Consider the following 14273-nt stretch of genomic DNA (forward strand, 5'->3'; position numbering starts at 1 on the left):
ATGGCATAAGATTTGAAGATTGTTTGTGAAAAATAGCCATGAAAGTTTTTCACTTAGCTCTCATTATGGCATCCCTATCAGGATGCAAAGACGATAATTCATCAGTAGAAGATAATGTTTTACTTATAGGTCTCGAAGAAACTGTTTCAGCAGGTATTCGAGGAAATAATTGGATAGTTACCTTCCAAAGCATTGAAGAAAACTCTCTTTGTCCAGAAGATGCGGTTTGTATTTGGCAAGGAAGACTGATTGTTAGCCTTCAAATAAATAATCAGGTTGCTATCCTTGGTTTTGGTGACTTAAGCACAAATGAAGGCGAAAGTGAGGTTTCAAACTCATTGGTTATTAATGGAACCAACATCACATTAATTGAGGCGCTGGAAACAGATGAAACAATCACCACAAAGATCAAACTCCAATTTGATTAAAGTTTAGCTCTTAAAAACGGTTGTTTTATTTTCACTGCTGTCATAAACGCGGATAGCTACTACATCTGCTTCAGCAGTTTTTTCACCACTTTCAGATAAAAAGTCACATTTAAGAACAGTCTTTCTCCCTTTCACCTCTACCACTCGTGCTCTCAATTCTACAGTCGTATTGGGTGTAGGCTTTAGATACTTAACAGTCAGTGTGCCAGTAGCATAGCGATATTCAGGATCTGTAGCGAGTGACCGTCCCTCTTTTTTATAGGCATCCGCCATGGCAGTTCCCATGCAATGGCAATCAATGAGTGTAGCCATAATTCCACCATTCATTAAGTTGCTCCATCCGTGGTATTTTTCTTCCGAGCGCCATTCGCACACCGAGATATCTCCATCCCAATAACTTTTGATTTGAAGCCCTTCATGGTTACTACCGCACCCAAAACAGACATTTTCTGGCATGTGATCTTGAAAATATTTCGACTCGCTCATTTTAGTAACTTTACAAAGAGGCTTTACGCCAACTATTGAGAAAATTTTTGTTTGTTCCTGTTATTGAATGCCAAAGCAATTAAAATCTTGCGACAATTAATAGCCTTAGCATTCCAAAAATAACCGTATTTATGTATCACACCCTCGACCTGCATTTTCAAAATTATGAACATGCAATTGCCGCCTTTGTAATAGAAACCGATGATGGTCCAGTTTTGATTGAATCTGGACCGTATAGCACATTTCCAAGCCTGGAACAGGGGCTGAACAACCTCGGATATAAAGTTGGGGATGTTAAACATGTGCTTTTATCGCACATCCACTTTGATCACGCCGGAGCTGCCTGGGCATTTGCAGAAAAAGGGGCAAAGATTTATTTGCATCCATTTGGACATGATCATATGCATGATCCTTCAAAGCTGGTCGCATCTGCAACCATGATTTATGGAGATCAGATGGACGTACTATGGGGCGAAATGAAAGGCATACCAAAGAAAAACCTCAAAGTGATGGATCATGATGATGCCATTGAAATCGGAGGTCATAGCTTTCGGGCATTGCATACACCTGGACATGCCAAGCATCACATAGCCTGGCACTGGAAAGACACGATTTTTACAGGAGATGTAGCTGGTGTCAAAATCGAAGGGGGACCTGTGGTACCTCCTTGCCCACCGCCTGATATCAACCTGGAAGATTGGATTCATTCCATCGATCTCGTACTTTCTAAAAATCCTAACCGATTGGTGCTTACGCATTATGGCGAAGAAATTAATCCGAACATTCACATGAAAGAATTAAAAGAAATCCTCAGCGACTGGGGGCAATGGATAAAAACCAAATGGCAGGAAGGACTCAATAATGATGAAATCACCCCACTTTTCATGAAGTATACTGAACAGCAGCTCAGAGATCGCGGAGTTTCAGATCACGGATTGAAACAGTATGAAGCTGCCAATCCTTCCTGGATGAGTGTGGCAGGTCTGGTCAGATATTGGAAAAAGAAACAAGGGTGATCTATGCTAATTGCCAATGAGACTTTTGAAAAGCTGTCCACACTGGACAATAAAAATGAATATGAATGCTGCACATTCAAAAATTGCGATTTTTCTGATGGGAACCTCTCAGCTACCAAGTTTATCGAATCAGAATTTGTTGATTGTAACCTCAGCAATGTGAAGTTTAATGATACATCCATCCTGGATGTTGAGTTCAGCAACTGTAAGATGTTAGGGATTCAATTTGACAGGAGTAATCAGCTATTGTTTTCGGCAGTGTTTGAAAATTGTCAATTGAATGATTGTACGTTTTTTGAAATGAAACTCAGACAGGCAGCATTTATAAATTCAAGTTTGGAAGGAGCTGATTTTACTGCTGCAGACCTGAAGGATGTAAAAATTACTGGTTGTGATTTATTCAATGCCAGCTTTGATCGAGCCAATCTCGAGGGTGCAGATTTTCGAATGTCCGTTAGACTTCAGATAGATCCAGAGATTACCCGATTGGCAAAAGCCAGATTATCACTAGCTCAACTTCCTGGCTTACTTTCCAAGCACAATTTGAAAATAGAGGGATAATTATAGACTATTGAACTTTATTTAGGGTTATATTATTATTATTTTGTTATATCTTGTCAAGTAAAACAACCCTATCATGGCTAAATCAACACAATCTGCATTTAAGAGTGCTCTTAAAATGGCAGCTAATGAAAATTCTTATATGCCAAAATCAATCAGGACTAAGTATTCTATTAACACTAACTCGACCGTTGTAATCAAAAAAACAAAGGACTAAATTTAGAGGATGTATTCATCCTCAGACAAAAAACGCTTCACAGAAGTCCCTTCAAGACTAAACGAATCTGAAGAATATAGATCAGAGTTTAGGCGAGATTATGCTAGACTAATTCATTCCCCTTCATTTCGACGACTTCAAGGAAAAACACAATTATATCCAAGTGTTGAATCAGATTTTTTCAGAAACAGACTTACCCATTCTTTGGAAGTTGCTCAGATAGCAAAATCTATAGCAATAAGAATAAACCATCGCTTCAAGAATAGCAAAGGAGATCAAATTATAATAGATGAAAATATCTGTGAATTTGCAGGACTGGCTCACGACTTGGGACATCCACCTTTTGGTCACCAGGGAGAAGAAGCCCTAGATGAATCAATGATGGACTATGGTGGATTTGAGGGGAATGCGCAAACCCTACGAATCTTGACTAAGCTGGAAAAAAAGATTATACATTCCGAAAATATATTTTATGATGATTCAGGTAGAGATACTCGAATGGGTTTGAATTTAACTTATCGTTCCTTGGCATCAATTCTTAAGTATGATAATCAGATTCCGGCATGCAGGAATTTAAGAAAACCAGAAGATCGGGAACATGCAGTCAAAGGATTCTACTCAGAAGAGAACGATGTGGTTAAAGAAATAAAGAAGAATATAGTAGGGAAAAGTACTATATCCAATTTTAAAACTGTTGAGTGCCAAATAATGGATATAGCGGATGATATTGCTTACTCAACATACGACTTGGAGGACGGGTTAAAGGCTGGTTTCTATACCCCCTTCAAAATATTGTTCTCGGATTCTACTTTGATCAAAAGGGTGAGAAAAAAAGTTAATAGAACGCTTAATTTAGATTTGAGTGATAATGACATAATTGATGTCTTATTTGATATATTTTCTGATATATTTTCCGATATAAAGCTTGAAATACCTAAGAATGTGTCAAAAGAGGAATTTCGAGGATTAGCCATCAAAGTGTCCCAATTAGCTTTTGGAGGATCTAATTTCCTAGCAAGTAATGGAGCAGTAAGGACAAGCCTTACGTCCTATTTGGTTGGTGAATTTGTGAGAGGTGTTGAGTTTGAATATGACTCCAAATATCCTCCATTATCAAAAGTTTGGCTAAAGAATGATGTTCGTTTGAAGGTAGAAGTTTTGAAGACTTTTACATTTGAATCTCAGATTCTAAGTCCGAAGTTAAAAATTGCTGAATATAGAGGAAAGGAGATTGTTAAGTCGATTTTCAGTGCCCTTTCCTCTAGAAATGGGTCAACTTTAATGCCCGAGGATCATAGAACTTTATATCAACAAGCTCCGCATGAGTCGAAAAACAGAATAATATGTGACTATATAGCTGGAATGACGGATCGATATGCAATTGAGTTTTATGGTAGATTAATGTCCGAAAATCCAGAAACTATTTTTAAGCCTTACTAAATTCAGTCGCACAACCCCGGACTGGCATCACACTCCGATTGTGGAATGGGCAGAATGAAGCGATCATCCAGCGGATCTAGATTTGAATTGGTAATTCTAACAGATAGGCCATTGGCAGCCTGACGTTTCAAATCATGAAAGACCACACCCTCATACAGCAATTCCCGATTTCTTTCTACAATCAAGCTGTCATAAAACTCAAATGCAGTCAATGTATCTAACAAAGCAGGTAACCCTGCACGTATTCTTATGACATTTAAATCTGCAAGCGCTGTAGCATCTACAGGATCGCCATTAAAGTTTTGTTCCAAAATTGCTTCTGCTCTCGACAAGCGCATTTCAGCAAGTCTCACTAGCGGAATTACATCTGTATTTCTCAAGAACTTAGCAGAACTGATCGTAAATGTATTTACCGCATCGAGGTAGTATAAGCTATCCACGTCGTTAGCTGATGTAGACACAGAATCAATATTGGCTCTATGATCAGCATCACTGAACATTGGATTGTTAGCAAGAAAATTAGAATTCAATGAGCTTGGCTGGATACGAAGCGTACTGCCAAATTCATTAAATGACGAGTAAAACGCAGCCAAGCCAGTCGTATTTGTGCCAGTGTTACTTGAAGCCGTCTGCTGTACTACCAGCACATCTTCTCCGGATACAGTTCCATTATTAAATGCATCAAACGAACGACTTTCAAGAGAGAATGGTCCACCAATCACGTTGTTCAAAAATCCCTCTGCGGCTGAATAGTCATTTTGCTGCATGGCTACCTTAGCCAGGTAGGCCTGACAGGCATAATAGGAAATCCGATTGTTATTAGTACCTAATGATTGCAAGTTTGTAGAAGCCGTATTCAAGTCAGTTTCTACTTGAGTGTAGATAGCACTAACTGTCGCTTTTGTTGGCGTACCAATGTCACTCACTGATCTAATAGGCTCAGTGATCAAAGGAATGGCCGGATCATTGGCACTTCCCTGATACTGCGGTGCCCAAAGTCTTGCCATTTCAAAATACAATATTCCTCTAATAGCCATGGCTTCACCAGCTATTCGTGTGCGAGCGGAATTATCCGAAATGTTGTCAAGGTTGTCCAGAATATCATTGACAACATTGATCGTCTCGTACCCCCTTCGCCAGTTTGCTTCTACTCGGATATTGGTTTCGAGTACGCTTTTACGAACAAAATCTTCATATCCAGGAGCATTGGTCTCGTCCCAGGAAACCTCCAGATTCACTTGTCTGGTAAGAAGTGTGGCAATCAACTTAAAATCTCCTCCAAGCAGCTCACCACCATCTGATCCATCATTGATTCCAAAAAGATTATAATAGGCGCCATTCAAGGCGGACTCAATTGATTCCTGATCTGTTAGCACATCTCCACTAAGTGAATTTTCTGCATCAATATCTAGAATATCATTACAGCTTATTAGCCCAGCGAATAGGAAAAGGAAGGTGAATGATTGTCTCATTGTGTATTTTATCTTAAGTGCTTTCATGATTAAAATCCGATTTTGATGCCCGACATAAAGATTCGTGGTTGTGGCGCAGTAAAGTTGTCAATGCCACGGCTGATATTCTGACCGATGATTCCATCGAGGGGGTCAAAATAACTAACATCCGGGTCGTACCCGACATAATCAGTGAATGTGAGGAGGTTTGACGCTCCTACGTAAACACTTAGGTTTCGTAAGCCCATTCCCGCCAGCTTGTCTGAAGGGAAATTGTAGGTAATTGTAATGTTTTTGAGCCTGACATAGCTTCCGTTTTCGAGCCATCGTGTCGATGAGTTCGGTTCATCCTGGAATGGATTCAATGCAGGATAAGCTGCTTCATCTCCTGGCTCATACCATCTGGCACTTTCTCTTGAAAGTTGTCCCAGATTGAGAATGCCGCTGTTGGCCAGGAACTCTCCTGTCGCGAAGTAAAGATCAACGCCACCTACAAATTGGAACATAGCTGATAGTGTCCAGTTTTTGTATGAAACAGAGTTTGTCAGACCTCCGAAAAAATCTGGATTAGGATCGCCAACCACCTGTCGAGGTGCATCCTCCCAGTTGTCAGTAGTCCCACCATTACCGTCATCGTAGAGAGCTTCTCCCGTTGCTGGATCTACTCCCATGTATTTTCTCATATAAAAAACGCCTGCAGATTGTCCTTCCAGAAAGGCGTTTACTCCTACGATTGCTTGCTCTCCATTCAAGTCGATGATGGTATTCTTATTGAAGGAAATGTTGAAGTCTGTGGTCCAGGAAAGATCTGAAGTAGACACGTTCAGTGAGCTAATGTTTAACTCAAAGCCTTTGTTTTCCATGGTTCCGATATTGTCGAAGATGGTACCAAAACCGGATGTTTGCGAAACAGGTACAGGAAATAATAGGTCAGTGGTTGTTTTCAAGTAGTAGTCTACCGAACCGCTGATTCGATCATTCATTATCCCAAAATCTACACCAACGTTAAATTGAGAGGTGGTTTCCCATTTTAGATTTTCATTGGAAAGGTTGGCCAGCTCTACTGCGTCTTCATCGTTGTATCTGGTGCGGATGTAGTTTCTTCGATAGAGGAAGTCGTCCGTCGGCGCATTTCCAACCAGACCGTAGCTAGCTCTTAACCTCAACTGGTTTAGCGTGCTGGAGCCGAAAAAATCCGCATTGTGGATATTCCAACCAGCAGAAACAGCGGGGAAATAACCAAAACGGTTGTCCTCACTAAACTTGGAACTACCATCCATTCGTCCGGTCACCTGAAAGTCGTACAAGTTTCCAATGGAATAGCTCACACGTGCATAGGATGATAAAAAGACGCTAGCGTCACCTTGTATCGGCTCATTAAACAAGGATGCATCAGACTCGCTTAGGGATTCCAGTGTGGCAATGCTATTTACATTGGCTTGTCTGAAATCGAAGCTTGTGGTGGATTTTTGATACGAACCACCCAATATGATGGAAAGATTATTATCACCAGTTATTTCTGGATTGTAGGTGGCCCAGCCATTAAACACATAATTATTGGTAAGCTGCTCACTGAGCTGAGATCGGCCACTTGGAGCACCATCCAGCGTCTCAGGACCTTGTCGTCTTTCAGCTCTAATATCACTTCTGTCGATTCCACCATTTACATCAAGCGAAAGCTTATCGGAAAATTGATACTTAAATCCTAGACTTCCAATGATGCTATTATTGGTTGCTTGATTATCTGCGAAGTTGATTTCGGTGAGTGGATTGTATTCCAGACTTCTGACGATCAGTCCGTAGTTGTTTGCCGGATCGAAACTATCCGAAGGAGGAAGTACGATGGCCTGAAGCGGTGCACCCAAATCCTGATCTTCACTCAATCGATCGTCCTGAGTGCGAATGAAATTGAAGTTGAGATTTGCCGCTAATTTGGAAGTCAATTTACTGTCTAGTGAAACGGATCCGTTGAATCGGTCAAACTTGTTGCCGATTAAGATTCCTTCCTGCGTGGTGTACCCTACTGAAGCAAAATAACCCAGCTGCTCAGTTCCTCCTTGTATATCTACATTGGCACGGTGGGAGGGGGCATTTCTGAATACCTGATCCTGCCAGTCGGTGTTGTAGGTGAGGTCATTGTAGAAGGAAGGAATATTGAAAGTGAATGATTGGTTGGAAGAAATATCCACAAATCGCACAGTAGATAGATTTGAATCATAATAGCTTTCTAAAAAGCCTCTATTTATATCTCTAATCTGTCCATCAATGTCAATCTGCGGGTCAACTACTCCAGGGAGACCACCAACGGCAATTTCAAATCCACGAAGAATACTTTCAAAAGTCTGTAACCGATGCTCGTCAGCGGATTGGATATCCAGTTTTTTTGGTGTTTGGCTGATGGCAAATTGGTAATCTACATTTACCTGCATGCCTCCTGTGTTGCCGCTTTTGGTTGTAATAATGATCACACCATTAGCAGCCCGTGTTCCATAAATGGCTGTGGCTGCAGCATCTTTCAGAATTTCTATCGTCTCGATATTGCTGGGATTTATATTGGATTGATTGCCGGAAGTCAACGGTACACCATCTATTACATACAATGGCTGGTTGGAAGCTGAGAGTGACGAACCTCCACGAATCCTTACCGTTGTTCCCTGGCCAAGCTTACCACTGGAGTTCTGTACAAATAAACCAGCAGTTACCCCTTGATTGGCTTGCTCCAGATTAATAAGTGGTGCCGGGCTCACATCTTCCGCGGCTACACTGGATACGCTACTTGTGAGTTTGTCTTTGCTTTGTGAGCCAATTCCCATGTTCACTACATTGTCTGATACACTGCCAGACTTCATATTCACTGAAACCGAATTTTGGCCTGTGAGATAAATCTTTTGAGTTTGGAATCCCTCGGCGGTAACGACCAATGTTTCATATCCATCGGTCAATTGGATTGTGAAATTCCCATTTTGATCTGTGGTTGCTACATTGGTAGTGCCTTCGACTTTGACGGTCACTCCCGGCAGACCATTACCATTTGCATCGGTTATAGATCCTTGAAGTGTAACCTGGGCTGAAATGGAAAATACCATTAGCAACGATACCAGGCAGGTTAGTATTAGTTTCATAGGGTGGTAGTTGAGTTAGTGTCTTAAAAATAGACAGATTACTTCTTTGGGGACATAAAAAAGGGCAGTAATCGATGATTCTGCCCTTAAGTTCGATTTCAGCAAGTTGATTTTACTCGTAACGCAGCGAATCAACAGGGTTTTTAACTGCTGTGCCTAGTATCCGTGCTGAAGCAATTGACAATGCAATAACGATTAGTAATACAAATGGAATAACCATTGTAATAACGGTACTCGGTTGATAGATTTCAAAAATAGAGCCCATCAAAATGTCTAATACGAAATAGGAAATAACTGCACCGACTGAAGCGGAAACTAATATGAGCCAAAAGAACTCTGCATTCAATAACACGATAATCTGTTGAATGGAGGCACCAAGCACCTTCCTAACACCAATTTCTTTTATTCGTTTGATAATATTAAGCGACACAAGTGTATACAAGCCGATGGTAGAAAGAATGAGAGCGACTAACCCAAGAAATTGAAACACAATCATAATGTTTGCATTCACTTCTTCGGCATTGGCGACCGCATCATCATATTCTGCATCAAACGGTCTGTTTGGAGCAACTTTAAGCCATTCCGCTTCGAGCTGATCATATAACTTAACAGGATCCATATCACTTTTTATGAGCAGGTAATACCTAAGATCCTCGCTTGCTAGTCGTATTCCTGTTGGTTCAATACCGTCAAAGAATCCTTCATCGTAGAAATTATTGATAACGCCTATGACATTCAACTTTGTACTATCATCAATGGCGAGGACTTGTCCAACAGGATCGTCCCATCCAAATTCTTTGACGAGTTGCTCGTTTACCACGATGGAATTGCTTCGGTCATGATCTTGAAGCTTTGTGTCGAAAAATCTACCTTCTACCATCTCAAGTGCCATAAAGTCAAAATACTCTGGAGTAAAGTCCATCATTTCAGCTTCTATCTCCGTTTCTTGATTTTTCAGCGTTCTGCTATAGCTCCAATCTCCAATTCGATTGTACGTGCTTGCAATGGAATTAATCTCTGGCATTTGCTCCAATATGGGTCTGAAGCTTTTTATCTCACTTTGATTTTCTATACTGATCGAGAGCATTTTGTCTTTTGAAAAGCCCAGATCAAATTCGGATTGATAGTTTGAATTATTATAAAATGAAAGTGCTGAAATCAAAGCTAAAGCCGTCAACATATACTGCGCGCCTAGCAGTACTTTGGAGAATTTACTGCTGCCTCCCAAACGTAAGTTTCCTCGAAGAATTTTGACAGGCTGATATTTACTGATATATAATGAAGGGTAGGCGCCGGCTACTAGCGCAGTTGTTACTAACAGCCCACCAAGGAAAAGATAGATCTCTGGATCAGAAGTAAAGCTGAGCTTTAAATCAATAAATCTCCATAATGCACTATAAGCGGGTACCAGTATATCTGCAATAGCAAGACCTATAAGTAGTGCTCCGAAGCAGAGCACAAGGTTTTCCATCATAAACTGAAAAATGAGTTGCTTTCTTTGGCTACCCATCACTTTACGAATTCCGATCTCTTTAAGTCTGCGACTAGAAACGGCAATAGAGGTATTGGTAAAATTGAAGCATGCTATTAATAATAACTGAATGGCCATTATAGCCGGGCCAATGATAGCCGAAATTGGAGGTGCTTCATTCAACCAATTGGAGCGTATCTTTTCGGACTTTCTGGCAAGAGTGGTGAGTGGTTCCACGTAGTAGCCAGCAACCTGAAAGTTTTCTCGAGCTTTGTTTTGGATGTCTATGGAATTGTTGTTCGCAAAATCGATAAGACTCTGCGGATATTGTCCGTCAGTCATGACAAATGTTGCCGCATTGAAATATCTCCAATCATCATTTTCAAAGCCAGTTATCCTTAAGTAGTTGTCATAATGCGTAATGGCTTTAAATGTCATGGATGAATTAAGAGGGATATCTTCCAGAACTCCACCCACAATTAATGGAAACTCCTTTCCGTTTGAATCAATGAGTGTCAATATTTCGCCTCTTGGATCGCCTTCTCCAAAATAGACCTTGGACATAGCCTCTGTCAGTATGATCTTGCTCTTATCAAGCAAAACATCTTTGCTCCCGTACTTGAAAGGAAAAGTGAACATCTCAAAGTAGTCGTCTTCGCCAAATCCAATGTATTGCTCAAGTACGTTGTTCTCCTTTTTTATTACATAAGTGCTCGCCTCATATCTTGAGTAGTGAGTAATACCTGGAATCTGATCTCGGATCTGTTCGCCTAGCGCAATAGGAGTTATCCCATAAGGTACCTTTTCTCCTTGCACCGACTTATAGGAATGGACTTTATAGATGCGAGCATGGTTCTCGTGATTCGTATCGTAGTTAGATTCAAACTTCCAGTTGAGGTAAGCTACTATGCAACATGCAAGTGAAAATCCAAGCCCAATGATATTTATGAAAACATAAATCTTGTTCCTCGAGAAATTTCTTAAAGTGATTTTGAAAAAGTTACTAAACATGATCAGGTTACGTTTTGATCAGTAATGACCAACAAATGTGCCACTGGACACAACTAACACATATTCAGACGGTTACAAATTGCGATGTATTTATACCTGTTCGGAAATGAACCAATTATTCGGACACAGGGAATCATAAAAGAGGGGATAGTAATTTATGATTCTGTCCCTAAGTACGATTTATCAAGTCATTTTACTCGTCTCTCAGCGATTCTATGGGATTCTTTACAGCCGAATTTGTAATCCGTATGGAGGCAATTGCTACGGCAAGCATTAACAACCCAAGGAATGGAACGATTACCGTAAAATAGCTTGCAGCTTTGTAAACGGAAAAGATAGAAGCCATCAACGCATCTATTGCAAAATAGCTGAGTGCGGCACCCAATGCAGATGCGATAAGCAGTAGCCAGAAAAACTGATGATTCATTAGGACAACAATCTGCCCAACACTTGCTCCAAGCACTTTACGGACACCTATTTCTTTAATTCGTTTTATAACATTGAGAGAAACCAGTGTATAAAGTCCGATGGATGAAAGAAGCAAAGCCAGAATCCCGAGAAACCTAAACATGGTTTCAATATTTTTATTGACATAGTCTGTTCCTGCCAGAGCTTCATCCTGAAACTGTGAGTTGAATGGAGTATTTGGAGCTACTTCGTACCATTTTTCTTCCATCAAATCCCGGAGGTGAGTTGAACCCATGCTGCTTTTGATCACGACAAAATTCATTGCATCCTTATTCGCCAAACGAAAAGCGGCAGGCTCTACCGGATCGAAAAAACCATACATATAAAAGTCCATTACCACACCAACAACAGACAAGCGTGTGCTGTCATCAATCTGAACTATCTGACCAACAGGCTCTGTCCATCCCATTTCCTTCACCATGGATTCATTTACCAGAATTGAATTCTCACGATCAAAGTCGGCCAATTCCGCATCAAAATATCTTCATTCCAAAATATTCAAATCCATGATGTCTTTGTAACCTAGAGAAAAATTCATCATGCTAGCCTCAGCTTCCTTTTCGCCAGCCCTTAGCGTTCGGCTATATGTCCACCAACCTATGTGATGTGTGGTGCCATTGACCATGTCTAGCTCGGGCATTTGACTCACAAGATTGAAATATCGCTCATACTCCGACTGGCTTTCTACTCTAACCGCAAGTATGTTTTCTCTTCGGAAGCCTACATCCATCTCAGATTGATATTCGGCATTTTTCCCAAATGCCAATGACGATATCAGTGCGATGATAGTAAAGAGGTATTGAAATCCAAGAAGTGACTTAGAAAACCAGTTGGTTCCACCAAGTGACAGATTTCCCCGAAGAATTTTCACTGGTTGATAGCTACTTATGTATAGTGAGGGATAAGCTCCGGCTATGATAGATGTAAATATGAGTAAGCCAATTAGAAAGTAAAAGATCTCAGGGTTTGCCATGAAATCAAGCTCTAAGTTGATGAAATCCCACATAGCACTGTAAGCAGGGACAAGAAAATATGAAATACCTAATGCCACAATTAAGCCACCGAATGATAGAATGAGATTTTCTCCCATGAATTGGAAGATCAATTGTTTACGCCCGCTACCCATCACTTTACGGATGCCTATTTCTTTAAGTCGCTTGCTGGAAATGGCAATAGAAGTATTTGTGAAATTGAAACAAGCGATTAACAGCATTAATCCAGCCATGATGAGTGGAGTGATGACGGCTGGAGTTGGTGGAGGTTCACTGAGCCAATTGGACCTGATCTCCATCGAATTTTGTCCCAAATAGGTCAACTGCTCTAAATAGTAACTGCTGATTTGAAAATCGTCTCGTGCTTCATTTTGAATAGTCACATAATTCTCATTGAGGTTGTCCAATAAATTCTTAGGGTAGTTATTGCCGTCTGTCATTACAAAAGTTGCAGATACGAAACGTGTCCAATCGTTTGGCTCAAGCTCTCTAATTTTCAGGTAGTTGTCCCAGTGAGTGATGGCACTGAAATGAATAGAAGAATTCATCGGGATCTCTTCTAAAACACCGCCTACTGTCATAGAGAGAGGGGTTCCATCTTCTTTTATGATTGTGATAAGTTCTCCCGTTGGATCGGTATCACCGAAATATACCTCAGCGGTATTCGCACTTAAAATGATTTTGCTCTGGTCAAAAAAGGCCTCTTTATTTCCATATTTGAATGGAAAAGTAAACATCTCAAAAAAGTCATCTTCAGCAAAACCGATTCGTTGATTGAATACATTCAATTCTTTTTTGAGAACCAATCCATTATCCACATACCTCGAATAACGAGTGACACCTGCGATTTTTCCTTTCAATTGCTCACCTAATGGGAGAGGTGTGATACCATACGGCACATTTCGGTCTTGAACAGATTTGTTGATATGGACTTTATATATCCGTTCATGATTCTGATGGTTTTTGTCATAGTCTGCAGCAAATTCCCAATTGAGGTAGCCGACAATACAACATGCCAGCGAGAGGCCCAGGCCAATCAAATTGATGAAAACGTAAGATTTGTTTCTAAGAAAATTACGAATGGTGATCTTGAAGAAATTCTTGAACATAGTTGTAGCAGTTGGTAATCTCTACTACAATAGATTATAGATTTTCTAAAAGGTTGCTTTTAGGTAAATGTATATGCCCACCAGATGAGAATGAATTGCATAGGCAATCGAAGAGCTAGTACCCAAACCATCTTCTTTTTACGCCAACCTTTCATGAAGTGATAGATGTTAGCAGGGTAGACGGCAATCAATAAAGCGATCACTCCCCAAGCTGCAAGAGGTGTATAGGCCGGTATCAATAATAGGACACCAAGAATGATCTCAGCAACACCACTAACCCAATTGATCAACTTTGGATTTGAAAAGAACGGAGGGATGATTTTCTCATAAAAGTGAGGCATGATGAAGTGATTCACACCGGCGATGATGTAAAGAATGGCCATGATCCAGAGGCTGATGTTTTCCATAGTTCAGATTGGTCATTCTGAATTTGTTTTCAGAATCCTCTCGAAGATATGAATAGATTCTGAACCTCCATTAGAGTCCGTTCAGTTTAGAGAT

Annotated in this window: 11 protein-coding genes; 4 read left to right on the top strand and 7 right to left on the bottom strand. The window is 40.5% G+C overall.

All coding sequences use genetic code 11. From position 1 onward, the window contains the following. Window positions 1-38: 38 nt before the first annotated feature. Window positions 39-428: a hypothetical protein gene (locus ABJG98_RS11635; RefSeq protein WP_348279691.1), complete on the top strand. Its 390-nt coding sequence runs from the start codon at window positions 39-41 to the stop codon at window positions 426-428. A gap of 3 nt (window positions 429-431) precedes the next feature. Here ABJG98_RS11635 and ABJG98_RS11640 read toward each other — a convergent pair whose 3' ends face one another. Then, window positions 432-914 carry a PaaI family thioesterase gene (locus ABJG98_RS11640; protein WP_348279692.1) on the bottom strand — a complete coding sequence of 161 codons (483 nt, stop codon included), beginning with the start codon at window positions 912-914 and terminating at the stop codon, window positions 432-434. 131 nt (window positions 915-1045) lie between these two features. On the opposite strand from ABJG98_RS11640, the gene ABJG98_RS11645 reads away from it, so the two are divergent. From ABJG98_RS11645 to dgt, 3 genes are all read left to right on the top strand, one after another. Next, the gene (locus ABJG98_RS11645; RefSeq protein ID WP_348279693.1) at window positions 1046-1930 is read left to right on the top strand and encodes an MBL fold metallo-hydrolase; all 885 of its coding nucleotides are present in this window, start codon (window positions 1046-1048) and stop codon (window positions 1928-1930) included. Window positions 1931-1933: 3 nt separating this feature from the next. Beyond that, entirely contained in the window at window positions 1934-2491 is a 558-nt protein-coding gene (locus ABJG98_RS11650; RefSeq protein WP_348279694.1) for a pentapeptide repeat-containing protein, read from the top strand. Window positions 2492-2717: 226 nt separating this feature from the next. Further along, window positions 2718-4148 (top strand): dGTP triphosphohydrolase, encoded by a 1431-nt coding sequence (gene dgt / locus ABJG98_RS11655; protein WP_348279695.1) that lies wholly within the window; start codon window positions 2718-2720, stop codon window positions 4146-4148. 2 nt (window positions 4149-4150) lie between these two features. Here the strand turns inward: dgt and ABJG98_RS11660 are convergent, their stop codons facing one another. From ABJG98_RS11660 to ABJG98_RS11685, 6 genes are all read right to left on the bottom strand, one after another. Beyond that, window positions 4151-5647 carry a RagB/SusD family nutrient uptake outer membrane protein gene (locus tag ABJG98_RS11660; protein ID WP_348279696.1) on the bottom strand — a complete coding sequence of 499 codons (1497 nt, stop codon included), beginning with the start codon at window positions 5645-5647 and terminating at the stop codon, window positions 4151-4153. A 2-nt stretch (window positions 5648-5649) separates the two neighbouring features. Then, window positions 5650-8721 (bottom strand): SusC/RagA family TonB-linked outer membrane protein, encoded by a 3072-nt coding sequence (locus ABJG98_RS11665; protein WP_348279697.1) that lies wholly within the window; start codon window positions 8719-8721, stop codon window positions 5650-5652. A gap of 112 nt (window positions 8722-8833) precedes the next feature. Beyond that, window positions 8834-11203 (bottom strand): FtsX-like permease family protein, encoded by a 2370-nt coding sequence (locus ABJG98_RS11670; protein ID WP_348279698.1) that lies wholly within the window; start codon window positions 11201-11203, stop codon window positions 8834-8836. A 193-nt stretch (window positions 11204-11396) separates the two neighbouring features. After that, window positions 11397-12137 carry an FtsX-like permease family protein gene (locus ABJG98_RS11675; protein ID WP_348279699.1) on the bottom strand — a complete coding sequence of 247 codons (741 nt, stop codon included), beginning with the start codon at window positions 12135-12137 and terminating at the stop codon, window positions 11397-11399. An 18-nt stretch (window positions 12138-12155) separates the two neighbouring features. Then, entirely contained in the window at window positions 12156-13772 is a 1617-nt protein-coding gene (locus tag ABJG98_RS11680; RefSeq protein WP_348279700.1) for an FtsX-like permease family protein, read from the bottom strand. A gap of 59 nt (window positions 13773-13831) precedes the next feature. After that, window positions 13832-14179 carry a MauE/DoxX family redox-associated membrane protein gene (locus ABJG98_RS11685; protein ID WP_348279701.1) on the bottom strand — a complete coding sequence of 116 codons (348 nt, stop codon included), beginning with the start codon at window positions 14177-14179 and terminating at the stop codon, window positions 13832-13834. Window positions 14180-14273 lie beyond the last annotated feature (94 nt).

The organism is Ekhidna sp. (genome assembly GCF_039960695.1).
In the GTDB taxonomy this organism is placed as follows: Bacteria; Bacteroidota; Bacteroidia; order Cytophagales; family Cyclobacteriaceae; genus Ekhidna.